Here is an 18,983-nt window from a genome sequence, read left to right on the forward strand (position 1 = left end):
GCGTGAGTAAAAGTCAGTAGCTCCAGCTGACGCTGAAACCAAAAGTTGCCGGTTCGGTTTTAAAACCATCGGGTTTGTCTAAAGGGATACCGGCGAACAGGTCGTAGCTGGCGCGTAGGTACTGGCCGCGCAGCCCTGCCACGCCTCCGGCGAGGTGTTTGCCCACCAGCGTTTCACTGCCTGCGCCGCCGACTTCGCCGTAATCTGTTCCCAGATAAAACTCCTGCCCCGGTAACGGGGTCGACCAGGCGATATCGTTACGTACGTACCAGCCGTGGCTGGCGGTCAGGGTGCGCTCGCCGTCAAAGCCGCGAACCGTCCAGCGGTTGCCGATGGAAAACATATCCGGCGAAGTCAGCGCCGTGCTGCTCATCTGCCGCTGATAGCGACTGGTAAAGCGAAAACGTTGCCCGCCCAAGGCAAAAGGCAAATTGAGCTGAGCATTAAATTGCAGGATCTTGCTGAGGGCGGTTGCTTCCCCCCACTGCTCTTCCGGCGCGGGTTGAGCGCCGAACCAGCGGGTACCGCGCTGGTAGCTCACTCCGCCATCGAGAGTGGCGTTGCCAAGGTAATGGCGATGCTGCAGACCAAGCTTCCAGGCCGCCGTTTGCCGCCGCTGGACGGCAATCTCAGTGTCGTTAATAAAGTTCTGCTGCTCGCGGGCTAACACATCGGCGCTAAGAGTGGTCTTCTGACTACCGCTACGGTGCAGTACGCGGCTAAGCTGGAAATCAACGTTCTTGCTTTTACCGCTGTACTGGTAATCGCCGTTAGCCCCCGCCACGGTTTGCACGTAATCGTACTGGCTGGCGGTTAACAGGAACTGCCAGTAGCCCAGCGGGACCGAATAGTGGCCGGTCAGGTTCTTCGAGGATTTACCGCCGTTGCCATCGAGGTTATGTGAACCGGAAAGGTAAAAAAGATCGCTTAAGGCTAGCGGGTTATCCAGTGACAGCGTCAGGTTCCCCTGATAACGGCCGGTGGCATTAGAGCCGGAATCATCGAGCGAGGCGTCGACGCGCCAGAAGCGCTCCTGTTGGCGGTTAATGACAATATCGCTTTGCCCCGGCATCTCGCCCGGAACAATTTCCATGCTGGCCTGTACCGTCGGCAGGCGCTGCAGATTTTCCAGCCCCTGTTCAATATCGCGCAAATCCAACAGTTTCCCATCAGTCGCCGGAAATGCGCTCGCCAGCCACAGATAATCATCGCTCTGCGCCGTAAGCCTGGCTTCACGGATATATCCCGGCATCACTACCAGGCGTAAAACACCGCTTTTTAAGTCCTGCTGCGGAGCAAGGATCCGGCTGGTGATATAACCGCGGTCGATTAATATATTTTGCAATTGGGCCATCAGTAGATTTATTCCCTTTCCTCCCAGACAACGCCCAATCACTTTATTTTTCTGGCGCTGGAGCGGAAGCCAATGCGGTAAGGCTTCGGCGCCCTGCAAAATAACCTGAGAAATAGCAAAGCAAGGTTGTTCTACGGGAAATAGCCCATCATCGACATTTATTCCTTCCGCGGATAAATGAATATCCGGTGACGGCGGCGCGATCTGACTTTCCAGGGCATGCTGGCGCTGCTGCTGGTTGATGAACTGCTGCTCACGTACGGTATCCGCAGGCGCGGCGTACCCCCACACTGGCAGCGCAGAGATAATAAAAACCTTATGAATTAAACTCCATTTATTCATTATTTTTTAAGCCAGGGCTATCCATGTCGATGACAAGCATTCAATGATGGCAATTAAATACATGCGAACGCACATAAATATCAACTCATATTAATAAGGCAATCACCGCAATAATAATTCAACGGCGAATTCATCAATTGCGGGATATTTTTATTGGATCGGTGAATATATTTCAGTAATAAAGGTGAAATGTGAATTCATTACGAAATGAGAATAATGAGTTTGAATTGATATAATCTGCCGCTGGTATGACTCGTGCCACACCACAAACCCCTGTGATCTCAATCACATATTTTCCTCCTGCTCACTTCATAGCCAACCGCTTACCCCGGCTAGCGACCGCTTAACCCCGCATATAACCACTCACCGATTTACCCAACTTTACGCACACGGCGTTCTGGCAAGATCGGAGCCAGCATAGCTAATCAATACCTCCACCAACCCAAACACAAAACCAGACGGCTTCGGCCAATTATTAATCTAATTAACGCCAGGTTTTACTATGGATACCAAAAAACTACTCAAGCACATACCTTGGGTGATTCTCGGAATCATCGGGGCATTTTGCCTCTCAGTCGTCGCTCTGCGCCGCGGTGAGCACGTCAGTGCGCTGTGGATCGTGGTGGCGTCGGTTTCCGTCTACCTCGTCGCCTACCGTTATTACAGCCTGTACATCGCGCAAAAGGTGATGAAGCTCGACCCTACGCGCTCTACGCCAGCGGTCATTAACAACGATGGCCTGAACTACGTCCCGACCAACCGCTACGTGCTGTTCGGCCACCACTTTGCCGCTATCGCTGGCGCCGGTCCGCTGGTAGGGCCGGTGCTCGCCGCGCAGATGGGCTACCTGCCGGGTACCCTGTGGCTGCTGGCGGGCGTCGTGCTGGCCGGGGCGGTGCAGGACTTTATGGTGCTGTTTATCTCCTCGCGGCGTAACGGCGCCTCGCTGGGAGAAATGATCAAGCAGGAGATGGGTCCGGTGCCGGGTTCCATCGCGCTGTTCGGCTGCTTCCTGATAATGATCATCATCCTCGCAGTGCTGGCGTTAATCGTGGTGAAAGCGCTGGCGGAAAGCCCGTGGGGCGTATTCACCGTCTGCTCGACCGTGCCGATTGCCCTGTTTATGGGTATCTATATGCGCTTCCTGCGCCCTGGCCGCGTGGGTGAAGTTTCAGTTATCGGTATCGTGCTGCTGGTGGCATCCATCTGGTTCGGCGGCATCATTGCCCACGACCCGTACTGGGGCCCGGCGCTGACCTTTAAAGACACCACCATTACCTTTACCCTGATTGGCTACGCGTTCATCTCCGCGCTGCTGCCGGTATGGCTGATTCTGGCGCCGCGCGATTATCTGGCCACCTTCCTGAAAATCGGCGTGATCGTCGGCCTGGCGCTGGGGATCGTTATCCTCAACCCGGACCTGAAAATGCCGGCAGTGACCCAGTACATTGATGGTACCGGCCCGCTGTGGAAAGGCGCCCTGTTCCCGTTCCTGTTTATCACCATCGCCTGCGGCGCGGTCTCTGGCTTCCACGCCCTGATCGCCTCTGGTACGACGCCGAAGCTACTGGCCAACGAAACCGATGCCCGTTTTATCGGCTACGGCGCGATGCTGATGGAATCTTTCGTCGCTATCATGGCGCTGGTTGCGGCATCGATTATCGAACCGGGCCTCTACTTTGCCATGAACACCCCACCGGCTGGCCTCGGCATTACCATGCCGAATCTGCACGAAATGGGCGGTGAAAACGCCGCGCTGATTGCCGCGCAGTTGAGGGATGTCACCGCGCACGCGGCGGCGACCGTTAGCTCCTGGGGCTTTGTGATCTCTCCTGAGCAAATCCTGCAAACCGCGAAAGATATCGGCGAACCGTCGGTACTGAACCGCGCGGGCGGCGCGCCGACGCTGGCCGTGGGTATCGCTCACGTATTCCACAAAATCATCCCGATGGCGGATATGGGCTTCTGGTACCACTTCGGTATTCTGTTTGAAGCGCTGTTTATCCTCACCGCGCTGGATGCCGGTACCCGTGCAGGCCGCTTTATGCTGCAGGATCTGCTGGGCAACTTCGTGCCGTTCCTCAAGAAAACCGACTCGCTGGTGGCCGGTGTTATCGGTACCGCGGGCTGCGTCGGCCTGTGGGGCTACCTGCTGTATCAGGGTGTGGTCGACCCGCTGGGCGGCGTGAAGAGCCTGTGGCCGCTGTTCGGCATCTCTAACCAGATGCTGGCCGCCGTGGCGCTGGTGCTCGGCACCGTGGTGCTGGTCAAAATGCAGCGCACCAAATATATCTGGGTCACCGTGATCCCGGCCGCTTGGCTGCTACTGTGCACCACCTGGGCGCTAGGTCTGAAACTGTTCAGCACCAACCCGCAGATGGAAGGCTTCTTCTTCATGGCGCAGCAGTACAAAGAGAAGATCGCTTCCGGCGGCGAACTGACCGCGCAGCAGATTGCCAACATGAACCATATCGTGGTGAACAACTACACCAACGCGGGTCTGAGCATTCTGTTCCTGGTGGTGGTTTACAGCATCATTTTCTACGGCATCAAAACCTGGCTCAACGTGCGCAACAATAAAGTGCGTACCGACAAGGAGACCCCGTACGTGCCGGTACCGGAAGGCGGCGTGAAGACCTCTTCCCATCACTAAACCTTAATGCCGGATAGCGCTACGCTTATCCGGTCTACACAAACGAATGTTTGTAGGCCGGATAAGGCGCTAGCCGCCATCCGGCTTTATTCGTTCTCTGGGACTCACAATGTTTGGTAACTTAGGTCAGGCAAAAAAATACCTCGGTCAGGCAGCGAAAATGCTGATCGGCATTCCGGATTACGATAATTACGTCGAGCATATGCAGACTAACCATCCGGACCAGCCGTACATGACCTACGACGAATTCTTTCGCGAACGCCAGCAGGCCCGCTACGGCGGCGACGGAAAAGGCGGCGTACGCTGCTGCTAATGGAGGCAAACATGGCACCGATTGCAGTTACCCTGTTAACCGGTTTTCTTGGCGCCGGTAAAACCACCCTGCTGCGCCATATCCTGAACGAACGGCACGGCTTTAAAATTGCCGTTATTGAAAACGAATTTGGCGAAGTCGCCATCGATAACCAGCTTATCGGCGATCGCGCCACGCAGATTAAAACTCTGACCAACGGCTGTATCTGCTGTACCCGCTCCAACGAGCTGGAAGACGCCCTGCTCGATCTGCTCGACAGCCTCGATCGCGGAGACATCGCGTTTGACCGGCTGGTGATCGAATGCACCGGCATGGCCGACCCCGGCCCGATCATCCAGACCTTTTTCTCTCACGATGTGCTGTGTGAACGCTACCTGCTGGATGGGGTGATTGCGCTGGTTGACGCGGTTCATGCCGACCAGCAGATGAATCAGTTCACCATCGCCCAGTCGCAGGTGGGCTATGCCGATCGCATCCTGCTCAGCAAAACTGACGTGGCGGGCGACAGCGACAAGCTCCGCGAACGGCTGATACGAATTAACGCCCGCGCGCCGATTTACAACGTCACCCACGGCGATATCGACCTGAACCTGCTGTTTAACACCAGCGGCTTTATGCTGGAAGAGAACGTGGTCAGCAGCAAACCGCGCTTCCACTTTATGGCCGATAAGCAGAACGACGTGTCGTCTATCGTAGTGGAGCTTGATTATCCGGTGGATATCAGTGAGGTATCGCGGGTGATGGAAAACCTGCTGCTCACCTTTGCAGAACAGCTGATGCGCTATAAAGGGATGCTGTGGATCGATGGCGAGCCCAACCGCCTGCTGTTCCAGGGCGTTCAACGGCTATACAGCGCCGACTGGGATCGGCCGTGGGGCGATGAGCGGCCGCACAGCACTCTGGTATTTATTGGAATACAGCTTCCGGAAGATGAGATTCGCACCGCATTTGCGAGCCTTCGCAAGTAGCCACGCAGCTTATCCCCCTCTTCGGGAGGGGGAGTGCGCGAATGAAATGTAAAATTCTGTTCTTATATGTAACAACAGAAATGTTTTTGGAAATAATTAGAAAGGCAATTATTGCGTCAACAACCGATTTTTCTCGCCCGTTCAGCGAATATTTAGCCAAAAGATTCAACTCACGCTCAACGGCTAAAGATTAGCCATTGACTCCGCAGTAAAAACAACTAACAAACAACACAAATAAATATATCTAATAACAAAATTAGCATAAAACAGTCATCGCTAGCTGATTTGCAGTCATAAAAATCGATTGTTAAGGTGCCCTCCGCGTAATGTAATGATGAGGCATAAAACATGAAAAAGATGAATATCCTTCTTCTCTCGGCGTTGACTGCCGTCTCGGGATCCGCGCTCGCGATGGGCGGCACCGTTGAGCAGGGCAAGAACTTCACCAACCTGAATCTGGAAATGGGGAAATCCTCCTCTGGCCTGTATGTGGAAAGCAACTGGCTCAAAAATACCGATGACGGTACCCAGACAGGCGGCGTCGGCGCGGGTTATAACCTGGAACTCGGCCCGGTGATGTTCAACGCCGGCGCGAAAGCCATCTACCTCGGCCCAAAAAAAGGCGATAACGGCGTAGCCTTTCCCATTGGCGGCGGCGTCAATGTGGCCCTGACCGACAGCATTCATCTCTATGGTGAGGGCTACGCCGCACCGGAGGGCCTGAACAACAGCGTCAAAAACTACGTTGAAGCCAACGGCGGCGTAAGCTGGACGCCCATCACCCCGGTGACGCTGAAAGTGGGCTATCGTCATGTCAGCGTCGACGGCAAAGATGGCCGCCCGGGCCACACGCTGATTGACGGCGCCTATGTCGGCGGTGGGGTTACCTTCTGATGAACAGCCGCTTCGCCGCGCTTTGCGTTTTGAGCTTCACCATGCTGCTGTCAGGCTGCGTCCAGTACAAATGGGTGAAGCCGGGCGTCAGCGATACGGAGATGAATAAAAAGCTCACGGAATGCGAAGCGCAGGCGCTGATCGATCTCCCCCCGGATAACGTCGTTACCGGTTCAAGCTCGGAAAAAACGGACAAAAAGAACAAGAAAAAGGATATTTCCACCAGCTATACGGTTGAGGATGCCAATGAGGGGCGCAGAGATACGCTCGTCGACAGCTGCATGTTTAAGAGCGGCTGGGATAAGATTGAAGTTCAGTGAATACAAAAAAACCTGCCGGATGGCAGGTTTTTGTCTTTCACGCCGTTATTTATGCACGACCACCAGCTTCTGATTCACAAACTCTTTAATCCCGAGATCGGAAAGCTCGCGGCCAAACCCGGAACGCTTAACGCCGCCAAACGGCAGCTCCGGCGCGGTATCGGTTAGCCAGTTGATATAGACCATCCCGGTTTCAATCCGCGAGGCCATGCGTTTCGCTCTTTCGATATCCTGGCTGAATACGGCTCCGCCAAGGCCATAGTGCGAATCGTTAGCCAGCTTCACCACCTCATCGTCATCTTTCACCACGTAGATTTGCGCAACCGGGCCGAAGAACTCTTCGAAGTAGGCCGGGTTATCGCGGGTAATACCGGTGAGTATGGTGGGCTCGAAAAAGCTGCCCTCACGCTGCACGGGTTTACCGCCCAGGTGCAGCTTCGCACCGTTTTTCACCGCGTCACTCACCTGCCTGGTCAGTGTCTCCAGCGCATCTTTTGAGGAGAGCGGCCCCAGCGTCGTGCTCTCATCCAGCGGATCGCCGATTTTCACCTGACGGAAGGCCTCGGTAAACTGGTTCAGGAACGAGTCGGCAATTTTTTCATGCAGGATAAAGCGCTTCGCCGCGGTGCACACCTGGCCTGCGTTGTTGAGCCGCGCCTGCACGCCGATCTTCACCGCCTTCGCCAGATCGGCATCGTCCAGGACCACAAAGACATCGTTTCCGCCCAGTTCAAGCGTCGCTTTCTTGATGTGTTTAGCCGCCTGCGCCGCCACCACGCCACCGGCTTTTTCCGACCCGGTCAGGGCCGCACCCTGTACGCGATCGTCGGCGATAATCTTCGCCACCTGATCCTGAGAAATAAACAGGTTAGTCCACGCCCCTTCCGGCGCGCCGGCTTCACGTACCAGGTGGGCGAAGGTTTCCGCACAGTGCGGGACGATGCTGGCATGTTTAGCGATAACCGGGTTCCCCGCCGCCAGGTTCGGCGCCAGTACGCGCATAAGCTGGTAATAAGGGAAGTTCCACGGTTCTACAGCCATCAACACGCCGATAGGATGGTGTTCAACCCAGGCTTCGCCCAAATCTGACGGATACTTCACCGGCGCCAAAAACTGTTTGGCGTTGTCGGCATAGTAACGAGCAATTTGCGCGCACAGCTTCACTTCACCGCGGCTTTGCTCAATCAGTTTGCCCATCTCCTGGCTGGCGATTTTAGCCAACTCTTCAACCCGGCTGTCGATCAAGTCCGCCAGTTTATGCAGTACCGGCAGACGCTGGTCAATATCCCCTTTCGCCCACGGCGAATGATAAAGCGCATCCGCCTTCTGCAGAGCCGCTTCTACGTCCGCGTCACTGTGTGCCGGAAACTCTTTAATAAGCTGGTTATTGGCAGGATTCACCGTCTGATAAGCCATATCGTATGTCTCCTTGTTATCGCTGTTAACGCAGTCATAAATACCGCACAGGATATTAAGGGTAGTCGAGATAGCTGAGGATGCGGCCAAACTCAGAGAGATACAGAATTTTCCAGAAATGAAACAGATCGCCCTATCGGCATATATCGCTCAGAAATAAAAACTTAATATCAATGAGTTAGTGAATAACGGCCCGAATGTCCGCCTCAGACAAACCGGTAATTCTCAGCACCGTTTCCAGGGCCATACCTTCGGCGAGCATCGTTTGAGCAATACGCAGCGCTTCGGCCCGCTGCCCCTCCTAAACGCCCTCAAGTCGACCTTCCCGCTTCCCCTGCCTGCGCCCCACTTCGCGGATAAATTTCCCCAACCGAAGCGCTTTGCCCGAGTGAATCAGGTAATTAAACAGCGTGTTAGCTGCCTGTCATTAGCGTATCCGCTAAGCAAAATGGCCGTCAGAGGTTCCATAAAACCCAGCCAATCGCGCTGATAAATATATTTTGCATCATCTCCAGTCAGGCGAGTCTTCGATGTTGGACAATTTCGTCATCAGGCACAGCGATAATATCCACCAGCGGAAACGGCATGGTATAAACAGCTATCCCTCTCAGCTAAGGAGCCCATCGTGAGCCATACGCGCGATATTCAGCAAACCTTCTGGCGCGACGAACAGCTGCCCTGGCTGGAGCTGCGCAGTACCTGGAACAGCCGCCAGGCCTATAAACGTCACCGCCATCCGCAGCTCTCCGTGGGGGCGATTATCGAGGGGGAAACGCGCTGTATCTGCAACGGGCAGGAGTATCTGCTGCGGCCGGGCGATCTGATTACTATCCCCGCCCAGGCCCCCCACAGCTGCAATCCGCGCGACGGCCAGCCGCGCAGCTACCATATGCTCTATCTCGAGCTAAGCTGGTGCCGGCGACAGCTGGCCAACGATATGCATCAAGAGCGGTTAATAGCCTCCCAGCCGGTAATACGCGATGCCGAACTCTTTGCCCGGTATTTGCAAATCGTGGAATTGATGAGCCAGCAGAACACCGCCACGTTACCCGAAAGCGTCGCCCGATTGCTGCGCGGCCTGCCGCTGCGCCCGCTCGCGCCTGCAGCGCTAAGCCAAACCAGCGCGCGTTTGTTCAGTCGTCTGGCAACCAATCTGCAGGCGCCGCCGACGCTGGATAGCCTCGCCGATGAGTTTTCGCTGCGTAAAGAGACGCTGATCCGCGCCTTCAAGCAGGATACCGGCCTGACGCCCGCCAGCTTTATCAATATCGCGCGGATTGAATTCGCCAAAACGCGTCTGCGCGCCGGGGATAATATCGCCGATGTGGGCTACCAGGCCGGGTTTGCCGACCAGAGCCACTTTCATAAAACCTTTGTCAGCTATACCGCCGCCACGCCGCGCCAGTATGCGCAATCTCGATCAATAACAGACAATAATTAGCGTTCGCGCTGGCGTAGGGTGACCTCAGGTTATTACTGAGGTTGCTATGGACATACTCGCTACGCTCTTTCCCTCCGCCTTCCCCGCGCTGGCGCTCTCCCATTTTGTCGCCCTGCTGAGCCCCGGACCCGATTTTTTTCTGCTGGTGGGCTACGCCATCCGCTATCGCCTGCGCGGCAGCGTTGGCCTGTGTCTCGGCATCGCCGCCGGAAACGGCCTGTATATTCTTCTGGCGATTATCGGCTGGGGGATCCTGCGCCAGGCGCCGCTGCTGTTTACGGCGATTGAGCTGCTGGGCGCGGCGTATTTGCTGTGGATTGGCAGCCTGCTGCTCAGAAGCCGCCCGGCCACGCTGGCGCTGCACGGCGCCTCGGCTTCGCGCCCGCCGCTGGTGAAGCAGCTTTTTCTCGGGCTGGGTTCTTCGCTGCTCAATCCGAAAAACGCGCTGTTCTACCTCGCGCTGATGACCTCCCTGCTGGGACCGAACGTCACGCTGGTGCAGCAGGCCGTCAGCGGGGCCTGGATGACCAGCGTGGTGTTGATATGGGATCTGTTGCTGGTCACGCTGATTGCGCTACCGTCGGTGCAGCGCCGCCTTTCCGCCGTCGTCTGGCGAGTCGAGCGCACGGCCGGCGGCGTATTGATGGCTTTTGGTTGTTGGATTGTGTGGCAGTTTTTGCACGAGTTCGCCGTCAGGCTATATGCTTAAGCTTATGGAAAAACTCGCTGAACTGAAACGCGCCAAGCTGCTGGCGCTCTCGCTGCTGCTGATTGCAGCCGCCATTTTTATCACTACCCTCGTGCTGCCGCCAACGCCATGGGTCGGTGCGCTAAAGGCTATTTCCGAAGCGGCAATGGTCGGCGCGCTGGCGGACTGGTTTGCGGTAGTCGCGCTGTTTCGCCGTATTCCGCTGCCGTTCGTTTCGCGACATACGGCGATTATTCCGCGTAATAAGGATCGGATTGCCGATAATCTCGGCTATTTCGTGCAGGAAAAATTTCTTGATACGCCGTCGCTGGTGGCGCTGATCCGCCGCTATGAACCGGCGCTGATGCTCGGTAACTGGTTCAGCCAGCCGGAAAACGCGCGGCGGGTCGGCCAGCATCTGCTGCAAGTGATGAGCGGGTTTCTCGAGCTCACCGATGACGCGCGCATTCAGCGCCTGCTGCGTCGGGCGGTGCATAAAGCGATTGATAAGGTCGATTTAACCCAAACCAGCGCCATGATGCTGGAGGGGCTGACGCGCGATAACCGCCACCAGAAGCTGCTCGATTCGCTGATTAGCCAGCTGATCGCCCTGCTCCAGCGCGACAGCTCGCGGGCGTTTATTGCCCGCGGAATCGTACACTGGCTGGAGACCGAGCATCCGCTTAAAGCCAGACTGCTGCCTACCGAATGGCTTGGCGAGCACAGCGCTGAAATGGTTACCGATGCGGTTAACACGCTGCTCGACGAAGTGAGTCAGGATCGCGCCCATCAGATCCGCCAGGCCTTCGATCGCGCGGCGCTGAAGCTGATCGACAACCTGAAGTCCGATCCGCTGATGGCGGAAAAAGCGGACAATATTAAAGCCTATCTGAAAAACGATGAGACCTTTAACCGCTATCTGGGCGAGGTATGGGCCGATCTGCGCGGCTGGGTTAAAAACGATGTTAATAGCGACGATTCACGTATTAAGCAGCGCATTGCCGAAGCCGGGCAGTGGTTTGGCGAAACGCTGCTCCACGATGAGGCGCTGCGAGAATCGCTGAACGAACACCTTGAGCAGGCGGCGCACCGGGTGGCCCCGGAGTTTGCCACCTTCCTGACGCGCCATATCAGCGATACGGTCAAAAGCTGGGACTCCCGCGATATGTCCCGACAAATCGAGCTGAACATTGGTAAGGACCTGCAGTTTATCCGCATCAACGGCACGCTGGTTGGCGGCACTATCGGTCTGCTGCTGTGGCTGTTTTCACAAATCCCGGCGCTGCTGCATTTACATATTTAATTCAACTGTTTGTTTTTAAAGTATTCCTTACGCCAATATATATTGGCCACTAAAAGAACATGGATATTTAGGTTGACCCTAAATTTATTGCAGTGTGAAGTGCTGAAATAGTGCGCGCATAAACGGCTATTTATGGCGTAGAGACTCAACAAGGAGCCCACCGATGTTGCAATGGATGACCCGCTTTTTTGCCCGCCATTCCGCCACCCTGTTCTTCCCGGCAGCGCTGATCCTCTATGACTTTGCCGCCTATCTGACCACCGATCTTATCCAGCCGGGTATTATCCACGTGGTCCGCGACTTTGACGCCGACGTGGCGCTGGCGCCCGCCTCCGTTAGCCTGTATATGGCCGGCGGCATGGCGCTACAGTGGCTGCTCGGGCCGCTCTCCGATCGTATCGGCCGCCGCCCGGTGCTGCTCACCGGCGCGCTGATCTTTACCCTGGCCTGCTTCGCGACCCTGTTCACCACCTCAATGGAGCAGTTCCTCGCCGCGCGCTTTGTTCAGGGCACCAGCATCTGTTTTATCGCCACGGTCGGCTACGTCACCGTGCAGGAGGCGTTCGGCCAGACAAAAGCCATTAAGCTGATGGCGATTATTACCTCGATCGTGCTGATCGCGCCAATAATTGGCCCGCTCTCCGGCGCGGCGCTGATGCACTTCGTGCACTGGAAAGCGCTGTTCGGGATTATTGCCGTTATGGGGTTTATCGCCTGGCTGGGGCTGCTGCTGAATATGCCGGAGACCGTCCGGCGCGGCGACGTCCCCTTCAGCGCCAGCGGCGTGCTGCGCGATTTCCGCGATGTTTTCCGCAACCGCGTTTTTCTGTTCGGCGCCGCCACGCTCTCGCTCAGCTATATTCCACTGATGAGCTGGGTTGCGGTCTCGCCGGTTATCCTGATTGACGACGGCGGGCTGACTACCGCCGAGTTCGCCTGGACCCAGGTACCGGTCTTCAGCGCGGTGATTATTGCCAACCTGTCGGTGGCGCGCTGGGTAAAAGATCCCACCCGCCCGCGCTTTATCTGGCGCGCGGTGCCCATCCAGATGACCGGGCTGGCGATCCTGATCCTCGGCAACCTGCTGTGGCCGCACGTCTGGCTGTGGTCGGTGCTCGGCACCTGCTTCTATGCTTTCGGCATCGGGCTGATCTTCCCGACGCTGTTCCGCTTTACTCTGTTTTCAAACGATCTGCCAAAAGGCACGGTTTCCGCGTCGCTGAACATCGTGATCCTCAGCGTCAGCGCGCTCTCTATCGAAGCGGCGCGCTGGCTGTGGTTTAACGGCGGCAGGCTGCCTTTTCATCTGCTGGGGGTGGCGGCGGGGATCGCGGCCGCGTGCTGTCTGGCGGGTTTATTAAGCCGGATACGCCAGCAGCCGGAAGCCACGCTGGCGCAGGAGTAGCGCGCATTGGCTACTCCACGGTCCAGGCTTCACTAAAGCTTTCGTCGGCGAACAGCTCCGTCAGGCCGCTGATCTGTTTCAGGCGCAGCACCTCATCCGCATCCATACCGAGCTCTTCGCCGATGCGCCGGTCGTCCCACCCCTGGCGATGTAAATCGCGGACGATGTCGGACATCGCCGCGATCTGATGTTTGCCTCTGGCGCGATTATGGCGAATGGTGGCGGCGATACGCTCTTTCTGCCCCTCCCGCTCGGCATTGATGAGCGTCACCGGAAGATACCCATGCAGGCGGCGGCTCAGCTCCGGGCGACTCTTACCAATCAGATGGCGATGAAAGCCGTCGACAACCAGGTGGCGTCGCTGCTGGCGGGCTACCACTACCGGTTGGGTAAAACCATCCAGTTCGATAGAGCGCTCCAGCAGCTTTTTTTCCACCGTCGCCATCACGTTCGGGTTGTAGTCATTCGCCTCAACCGTGTTGGCTTCGACCCACAGCACGCAGTCCACCGGCTCGCGGCAGAAGGGACTGTGCTGGTGGATCAGGCTCTTCAGCTCGTTAATCGCTTTGATTTTCAGGTCAATATCGTCAAACGACTCGAGATACTCAATCACTGTCTTAGCCACATCCGGTGACATCAAAGCGTCCTCCACTCTTTACGTTTGTTACTCACCAGCCGACAGTAACGCTCATAGTGCTTAGGCTGCGTCGGGCTGAACGACAGCATCCGGCACCAGAAATCGTTTTTCAGCAGCGTCTTGCAGATGCGACGCCATGAGGGAATATCGCGATAGCCAAGATCTTTTTCCTGCTCATCGGGGATATCGTCAGGGAAACCGCGGGTCTGGTACCAGTGCAGATAAATAGCGATTTTATTGCGGTAATGCTCGGCGGTTTTTTCCGGCATGCTGTCGAGCAGAAAGAGCGCATACTCACGCCAGCTAAAATGCGCCGGTTTGCGGATTTTGGTCTTCAGCGCAAAATAGTCGCCGCTGGCGTTGGCGTAAATCGCGCCGCTGTGCGCGCCGCAGACCCGACGGCACATCCGCTCCCAGGTCTCCGGCTCAAGAATGTGATAAAGCCACAGCCCGCGCCGCTGCTCGGGGCCGAAGGGCTCGCAGACGCGCATATTTTTCAGCGGTACGCCGGCGCGGTGCATCAGGTCATAGAGCGGGTTGTAGGGGAGCCGCGACTTGTGATTAAAGATCCAGATGTCGCGGGTCCGCCAGTCATAGAGGGGATAGCAGGTGTAGCTGAACCCTTCCGGCGAGGCGGTGGTCCATGGCTTATCGTCCTCAAAGCGCAGTTTGGTCGGCGAAGTGAGCGCCATGTAGCGATGTAGCGACTCGTCGGTGCGGATACCGATCAGCGAAGCGAGGCTTCTCCCGGCAGCCAGCCAGTGCGAAAAGGCCGGAACAAAGGCTTCAAACGTCATTTCCGGCTGATAAAAAGGGAAAAAATCGATATCGGTGATGGCGTCATCCGGCGGTTGCCTTACCCATTCAACACCGGCCCGCCAGGCGACCCATTCCGGCTCATGCTGCGATACGCCGCTCACCGTGGTCATCGGCAGCGCCACCCAGTAGAAGCGGCTCACCACGTCCTGATAGCGCTCTTTCATATTTTGCACGTGCTGGATAGTTAATAAATACTGTGCTTCCCAGTCCACGAACAATACCGCAAACTTTTTCCCTTTTTTACGCGCAACGGCCGCCGCCAGATGAAATAATACCGTTGAGTCTTTGCCACCCGAAAAAGATAAACAGACCTGCTCGAAAGTATCAAATACCCAATCCAGGCGCATCAGAGCAGCGTCAAAAACATTCATATCCAGTTTTACGCGTTTCATCCTTCACCCCTGATAAATGAATCGCCGTCAGAATGTACTTATAGAAAAATCCCGTAAGCCAGATAACCTGAAATCAGGTTCATAGATTATTCATCCAGATACCGACATGCTGAAAAAAGGCGAGCGCAACTAAATGTTATTCACATCATAAAAATCATAATATCTCATTTAAATTCATAAAGTTATGAGAATATCTCTTATAGTCTCCATTACACAGGGAATACCGTGACCTCTGTCACAATTATCTCCTGAACTATTTATTCATTCTCCTTCACTGCGACCAAAAACATCACGCTATAACCCCACGGGAGCGTCGCTATCGGATATAATCAGCGGCCCTGATTCACCGTAACAATATTGATTAAGGAACGCCATGAGCGATATCGATCTCAGCCCGCCGCAACGCGATCTGCTGCGCGAGAAGCTGTGTAAATACTGCGAAGAGAATTTTGAGCTGGAGCTGGAGCAATTTGACGCGGAATTCTTTGTCGACTTTATTGCGAAAGAGCTGGGTCCAATGTTTTATAACGCCGGGATTGATGCGGCCATCGCCACCCACCTTGCGTGGAGCGATCGGATTCAGGAAGAGATGGATCTGAAAAAAGTCTATTAGCGGGAGATCAATAAATCCATGCAATAAACAGGGGTATAATGCGACCTCTTTCATCATCTCCCGTGTACGGGGAAGGAAAACCATGTCGCTTATCACCGATCTACCCGCCATCTTTGACCACTTCTCCGCAGCCCGCCAGCAGGGTTTCCTCACGGTCATGGAGCTTAAAGAGCAAAACATACCGCTGGTTGGCACCTACTGCACCTTTATGCCGCAGGAAATTCCGCTGGCCGCCGGCGCAGTGGTGGTGTCGCTATGCTCCACCTCCGACGAGACGATTGAAGAGGCGGAAAAGGATCTGCCGCGCAACCTCTGTCCGCTGATAAAAAGCAGCTACGGTTTTGGCAAGACCGACAAATGCCCCTACTTCTACTTTTCCGACCTCGTGGTGGGCGAAACCACCTGCGACGGCAAAAAGAAAATGTACGAATACATGGCCGAATTCAAAGCCGTACACGTGATGCAGTTGCCGAACAGCGCCAGCGATGATGCCTCGCGAGCGTTATGGAAAGCGGAAATTTTGCGCCTGCAGAAGGCAGTGGAAGATCGCTTTGGTACGCCGATCACCGAAGCCGCCCTGCGCGAGGCGATTATCCTCAAGAACCGCGAACGGCGGGCGCTGGCGAACTTTTATCGCGTCGGGCAGCTCAACCCGCCCGCGCTCAGCGGCAGCGATATTTTAAAAGTGGTCTACGGCGCGACCTTCCGCTTCGATAAAGCGGCGCTGATCGATGAGCTCAACGACATGGCGGATCGGGTACGCCTGCAGTGGCAAGAGGGCAAACGGCTGGCGGCGCGGCCGCGTATTCTGATCACCGGCTGCCCGATCGGCGGCGCGGCGGAAAAAGTGGTGAAGGCCATTGAGGACAACGGCGGCTGGGTGGTCGGTTTTGAAAACTGCACCGGCGCGAAAGCCACCGAGCGCTGCGTGGAGGAGACGGGCGACGTTTACGACGCCCTGACCGATAAATATCTCGCCATCGGCTGCTCCTGCATCTCGCCGAACGACCAGCGACTCTCCCTGCTTAGCCAGATGGTGGATGAATATCAGGCGGACGGCGTGGTAGACGTCATTCTGCAGGCCTGCCATACCTACGCGGTGGAGTCGCTGGCGATAAAACGCCACGTGCGCCAGCAGCACGACATTCCCTATATCGCCATTGAGACCGACTATTCGACGGCGGATATCGGCCAGCTCAGCACCCGCGTGGCGGCCTTTATTGAGATGCTTTAGGAGCGCACGTGACCGTTACCGTAGGGATTGATTCCGGATCCACCGCCACCAAAGGCATCCTGCTTGAAGACGGCGTGATTCAGCGCCGCTTTCTCTGCCCGACGCCGTTTCGCCCCGCCGACGCCATCGTTGAGGCGTGGGAAACGCTCCGCGCTGGCCTGAGCGAACGCCCCTTTTTAACCTTAACCGGCTACGGACGCCAGCTGGTGGATTTCGCCGATAAGCAGGTCACCGAGATCTCGTGCCATGGGCTCGGCGCGCGGCTGCTGGCCCCGCAGACCCGGACGGTCATCGACATCGGCGGCCAGGACAGTAAGGTTATCCAACTGGACGAGGCGGGTAATCTCACCGATTTTCTGATGAATGATAAATGCGCGGCGGGCACCGGGCGCTTTCTGGAAGTGATCTCGCGTACGCTGGGGGCCAGCGTCGAACAGCTCGACAGCATCACCGAAGGCGTTGAGCCCCATGCGATTACCAGCATGTGTACGGTATTCGCCGAATCCGAGGTCATCAGCCTGCGTTCGGCCGGGGTGCCGCCGGAGGCGATCCTCGCCGGGGTGATCAACGCCATGGCCCGACGCAGCGCCAATTTTATCGGTCGTCTTTCGGCACAGGGGCCGCTGCTGTTTACCGGCGGCGTCAGCCACTGCGCCGCCTTCGCGCGGAGGCTGCAGGGGCACGTGGGTATGGCGGTGCAGACGCATCCCGACGCGCAGTTTGCCGGGGCGATCGGCGCAGCGCTGATCGGCTTACGTCAGAGGAGCCGCCGGTGACGGAATATCTGTTTTTATTTCACTCAACGGTGGGGGTAGTGCGGATGCGCAAAGCCCTGCAGGCGGCGGGGGCGTCCTTCCGGGTGAAGGACATTCCGCGCCAGCTGCGCGGCGGCTGCGGGCTGTGCATTTATCTGAGCTGTGCGCCGGGCGAAGAACAGAAGTGGATTCTCCCCGGCCAAACGGCAGCCCTGTTTCGCGTCGCCGGGGATGATTATCAGCTGCTGGCTCAGTTTCCGCCGCAGGCGTAACCCAGGCGCGAATCATCGCCCGGCGGCGTACAGCGAGCACAATATCCGGGTTTGTTCCCTCAGCCCAGCAACTGGCGAATGCAGGATTTAAACACCCGCACGCCATCCGCCAGCGCGGCGCGGTCGAAGCGCATCTCCGGATGATGCAGCCCCGGCAGCAGGTCGCAGCCCAGACCCCAGAATCCGCCCTTCACCTGTGGACGCAGGCGCAGGTAGTGGAAAAAGTCCTCACTGCCCGGCGTACTCTTCGCCGCCGTTAAGCCGGCTTCGCCAAACGTTTCGCGAATCGCCTGGCTGACGATAGCCGTAGCCTGTTCGTCGATAATCGCGGCGGGCATCTCCTTGACGATCTGGATATCGACGGTGGCGCCGTAAGCCGCCGCGCTGCTTTCTATCGCCCGCACTACCCGCTCTTTCAACGTCGCCATACCGTCATTTTCCGCGCTGCGCAGATCCCAGCACACGTGCGCTTTTGCCGGCACCGAGTTGGTCACTCCCGCATCGCACAGAAAGCGCGTCGCTTTAGCGCTCCAGGTCAGCGAAGGCGCCAGATGAATCCCGTTTACCGCCTGCACCGCGTGCGACGCGGCATCCAGCGCGTTAACGCCCAGATGAGGCCGGGCGGCATGCGCGGCTTTGCCGTGGAAATCGACCATCACCGTCGCCGAGGCGGAGTAGTACATCGCCGGGACCGCCTTGCCCTTCGGACACTCCTCCAGCGGCCTGAGGTGGAAGCCGAACAGCATCTCTACGTCGTCCAGCACGCCCGCTTCCGTCAGCGCGATCGCCCCGGTGCCCAGCTCTTCAGCGGGCTGAAAGAGTATTTTCAGCTTCCCGCGCTTTACCAGCCCTTCGGCGAGGATCTCTTCCGCGGCGGTCAACACCACCGAAGAGTGACCGTCATGACCACAGGTATGGCGAGCCTCTAAGCGGCCATCAATGATATGGCCCAGCGCATCCATATCCGCCCGCAGCGCCACGACCGGCCCCGGCTTACCGCTATCCAGCAGGGCAACAATGCCGGTGGTGCCGCCGACGTTGCGCTGAACCTGAAACCCCGCGGCTTCTAATGCATCGCCGATGTATGCCGACGTTTTGTGCTCCTCAAAGCCCAGTTCAGGGATTTGGTGCAGATAATTGAAATGATCTAAAGTTCGCGACACG

Annotated in this window: 18 protein-coding genes and 1 pseudogene; 13 read left to right on the forward strand and 6 right to left on the reverse strand. The window is 56.8% G+C overall.

Annotated elements, in window-relative coordinates:
• Positions 1-13 precede the first annotated feature (13 nt).
• On the reverse strand, positions 14-1,696 hold the full coding sequence (locus EGY08_RS11385; protein ID WP_123828495.1) for a ShlB/FhaC/HecB family hemolysin secretion/activation protein: 1,683 nt from the start codon (positions 1,694-1,696) through the stop codon (positions 14-16).
• 502 nt (positions 1,697-2,198) lie between these two features.
• Between EGY08_RS11385 and EGY08_RS11390 the strand changes: the two genes are divergently transcribed.
• The 5 genes from EGY08_RS11390 (at position 2,199) to EGY08_RS11410 (ending at position 6,844) form a co-directional block, all read left to right on the forward strand.
• Complete coding sequence (locus tag EGY08_RS11390; protein WP_004128574.1) at positions 2,199-4,349, forward strand: carbon starvation CstA family protein; 2,151 nt, start codon at positions 2,199-2,201, stop codon at positions 4,347-4,349.
• 109 nt (positions 4,350-4,458) lie between these two features.
• Entirely contained in the window at positions 4,459-4,662 is a 204-nt protein-coding gene (locus tag EGY08_RS11395) for a YbdD/YjiX family protein (RefSeq protein WP_004108577.1), read from the forward strand.
• 11 nt (positions 4,663-4,673) lie between these two features.
• Entirely contained in the window at positions 4,674-5,630 is a 957-nt protein-coding gene (gene yjiA / locus EGY08_RS11400; protein WP_004128572.1) for a GTPase, read from the forward strand.
• Positions 5,631-5,978: 348 nt separating this feature from the next.
• Positions 5,979-6,524 carry a YfaZ family outer membrane protein gene (locus tag EGY08_RS11405; protein WP_087828874.1) on the forward strand — a complete coding sequence of 182 codons (546 nt, stop codon included), beginning with the start codon at positions 5,979-5,981 and terminating at the stop codon, positions 6,522-6,524.
• On the forward strand, positions 6,524-6,844 hold the full coding sequence (locus EGY08_RS11410; protein ID WP_004128569.1) for a hypothetical protein: 321 nt from the start codon (positions 6,524-6,526) through the stop codon (positions 6,842-6,844). The genes EGY08_RS11405 and EGY08_RS11410 overlap by 1 nt, the downstream gene beginning before the upstream one ends.
• Before the next feature lie 45 nt (positions 6,845-6,889).
• Here EGY08_RS11410 and EGY08_RS11415 read toward each other — a convergent pair whose 3' ends face one another.
• Entirely contained in the window at positions 6,890-8,260 is a 1,371-nt protein-coding gene (locus EGY08_RS11415; RefSeq protein WP_087828875.1) for an NAD-dependent succinate-semialdehyde dehydrogenase, read from the reverse strand.
• 178 nt (positions 8,261-8,438) lie between these two features.
• A pseudogene (locus EGY08_RS31065) lies at positions 8,439-8,856 on the reverse strand (Rpn family recombination-promoting nuclease/putative transposase); the annotation flags it as partial.
• A 29-nt stretch (positions 8,857-8,885) separates the two neighbouring features.
• Between EGY08_RS31065 and EGY08_RS11425 the strand changes: the two are divergent.
• The 4 genes from EGY08_RS11425 to mdtM all read left to right on the forward strand — a co-directional run bounded on the left by EGY08_RS11425 (position 8,886) and on the right by mdtM (position 13,097).
• Positions 8,886-9,701 carry an AraC family transcriptional regulator gene (locus tag EGY08_RS11425; protein ID WP_049113054.1) on the forward strand — a complete coding sequence of 272 codons (816 nt, stop codon included), beginning with the start codon at positions 8,886-8,888 and terminating at the stop codon, positions 9,699-9,701.
• A 46-nt stretch (positions 9,702-9,747) separates the two neighbouring features.
• Entirely contained in the window at positions 9,748-10,410 is a 663-nt protein-coding gene (locus EGY08_RS11430) for a LysE family translocator (RefSeq protein WP_004128563.1), read from the forward strand.
• Positions 10,403-11,692, forward strand: coding sequence for a DUF445 domain-containing protein (locus tag EGY08_RS11435; protein WP_004128562.1), 1,290 nt, complete (start codon positions 10,403-10,405; stop codon positions 11,690-11,692). The genes EGY08_RS11430 and EGY08_RS11435 overlap by 8 nt, the downstream gene beginning before the upstream one ends.
• 163 nt (positions 11,693-11,855) lie before the next feature.
• Positions 11,856-13,097 (forward strand): multidrug efflux MFS transporter MdtM, encoded by a 1,242-nt coding sequence (gene mdtM / locus EGY08_RS11440; RefSeq protein ID WP_049113053.1) that lies wholly within the window; start codon positions 11,856-11,858, stop codon positions 13,095-13,097.
• 10 nt (positions 13,098-13,107) lie between these two features.
• Here the strand turns inward: mdtM and EGY08_RS11445 are convergent, their stop codons facing one another.
• The gene (locus EGY08_RS11445; protein WP_004128557.1) at positions 13,108-13,734 is read right to left on the reverse strand and encodes an IbrB-like domain-containing protein; all 627 of its coding nucleotides are present in this window, start codon (positions 13,732-13,734) and stop codon (positions 13,108-13,110) included.
• A complete protein-coding gene (locus EGY08_RS11450; protein WP_004128554.1) occupies positions 13,734-14,945 on the reverse strand; it encodes a phosphoadenosine phosphosulfate reductase in 1,212 nt (403 codons plus the stop codon). Before EGY08_RS11450 ends, EGY08_RS11445 begins: the two co-directional genes overlap by 1 nt.
• A gap of 373 nt (positions 14,946-15,318) precedes the next feature.
• Here EGY08_RS11450 and EGY08_RS11455 point away from each other — a divergent pair, with 373 nt between their 5' ends.
• The 4 genes from EGY08_RS11455 (at position 15,319) to EGY08_RS11470 (ending at position 17,819) form a co-directional block, all read left to right on the forward strand.
• Positions 15,319-15,558, forward strand: a complete 240-nt coding sequence (locus EGY08_RS11455) for a DUF2164 domain-containing protein (RefSeq protein ID WP_004128551.1) — start codon at positions 15,319-15,321, stop codon at positions 15,556-15,558.
• 82 nt (positions 15,559-15,640) lie between these two features.
• Complete coding sequence (locus tag EGY08_RS11460; protein ID WP_004128548.1) at positions 15,641-16,792, forward strand: double-cubane-cluster-containing anaerobic reductase; 1,152 nt, start codon at positions 15,641-15,643, stop codon at positions 16,790-16,792.
• A gap of 8 nt (positions 16,793-16,800) precedes the next feature.
• A complete protein-coding gene (yjiL, locus tag EGY08_RS11465; RefSeq protein WP_049113049.1) occupies positions 16,801-17,568 on the forward strand; it encodes a putative 2-hydroxyacyl-CoA dehydratase activator YjiL in 768 nt (255 codons plus the stop codon).
• Positions 17,565-17,819 (forward strand): DUF3343 domain-containing protein, encoded by a 255-nt coding sequence (locus EGY08_RS11470; RefSeq protein WP_004128543.1) that lies wholly within the window; start codon positions 17,565-17,567, stop codon positions 17,817-17,819. Before yjiL ends, EGY08_RS11470 begins: the two co-directional genes overlap by 4 nt.
• 59 nt (positions 17,820-17,878) lie before the next feature.
• Here EGY08_RS11470 and EGY08_RS11475 read toward each other — a convergent pair whose 3' ends face one another.
• Complete coding sequence (locus EGY08_RS11475; protein WP_123828496.1) at positions 17,879-18,982, reverse strand: M20 peptidase aminoacylase family protein; 1,104 nt, start codon at positions 18,980-18,982, stop codon at positions 17,879-17,881.
• Between the last annotated feature and the right edge of the window lies 1 nt (position 18,983).

This window comes from Klebsiella sp. FDAARGOS_511, from assembly GCF_003812845.1.
In the GTDB taxonomy this organism is placed as follows: Bacteria; Pseudomonadota; Gammaproteobacteria; order Enterobacterales; family Enterobacteriaceae; genus Klebsiella; species Klebsiella grimontii.

What these genes read in the sequence shown, in the direction of transcription:
- EGY08_RS11385 (WP_123828495.1), bottom strand. Translation starts at nt 1,696, where the DNA reads ATGAATAAATGGAGTTTAATTCATAAGGTTTTTATTATCTCTGCGCTG.
- EGY08_RS11390 (WP_004128574.1), top strand. Translation starts at nt 2,199, where the DNA reads ATGGATACCAAAAAACTACTCAAGCACATACCTTGGGTGATTCTCGGA.
- EGY08_RS11395 (WP_004108577.1), top strand. Translation starts at nt 4,459, where the DNA reads ATGTTTGGTAACTTAGGTCAGGCAAAAAAATACCTCGGTCAGGCAGCG.
- yjiA (WP_004128572.1), top strand. Translation starts at nt 4,674, where the DNA reads ATGGCACCGATTGCAGTTACCCTGTTAACCGGTTTTCTTGGCGCCGGT.
- EGY08_RS11405 (WP_087828874.1), top strand. Translation starts at nt 5,979, where the DNA reads ATGAAAAAGATGAATATCCTTCTTCTCTCGGCGTTGACTGCCGTCTCG.
- EGY08_RS11410 (WP_004128569.1), top strand. Translation starts at nt 6,524, where the DNA reads ATGAACAGCCGCTTCGCCGCGCTTTGCGTTTTGAGCTTCACCATGCTG.
- EGY08_RS11415 (WP_087828875.1), bottom strand. Translation starts at nt 8,260, where the DNA reads ATGGCTTATCAGACGGTGAATCCTGCCAATAACCAGCTTATTAAAGAG.
- EGY08_RS11430 (WP_004128563.1), top strand. Translation starts at nt 9,748, where the DNA reads ATGGACATACTCGCTACGCTCTTTCCCTCCGCCTTCCCCGCGCTGGCG.
- EGY08_RS11435 (WP_004128562.1), top strand. Translation starts at nt 10,403, where the DNA reads ATGCTTAAGCTTATGGAAAAACTCGCTGAACTGAAACGCGCCAAGCTG.
- mdtM (WP_049113053.1), top strand. Translation starts at nt 11,856, where the DNA reads ATGTTGCAATGGATGACCCGCTTTTTTGCCCGCCATTCCGCCACCCTG.
- EGY08_RS11445 (WP_004128557.1), bottom strand. Translation starts at nt 13,734, where the DNA reads ATGTCACCGGATGTGGCTAAGACAGTGATTGAGTATCTCGAGTCGTTT.
- EGY08_RS11450 (WP_004128554.1), bottom strand. Translation starts at nt 14,945, where the DNA reads ATGAAACGCGTAAAACTGGATATGAATGTTTTTGACGCTGCTCTGATG.
- EGY08_RS11455 (WP_004128551.1), top strand. Translation starts at nt 15,319, where the DNA reads ATGAGCGATATCGATCTCAGCCCGCCGCAACGCGATCTGCTGCGCGAG.
- EGY08_RS11460 (WP_004128548.1), top strand. Translation starts at nt 15,641, where the DNA reads ATGTCGCTTATCACCGATCTACCCGCCATCTTTGACCACTTCTCCGCA.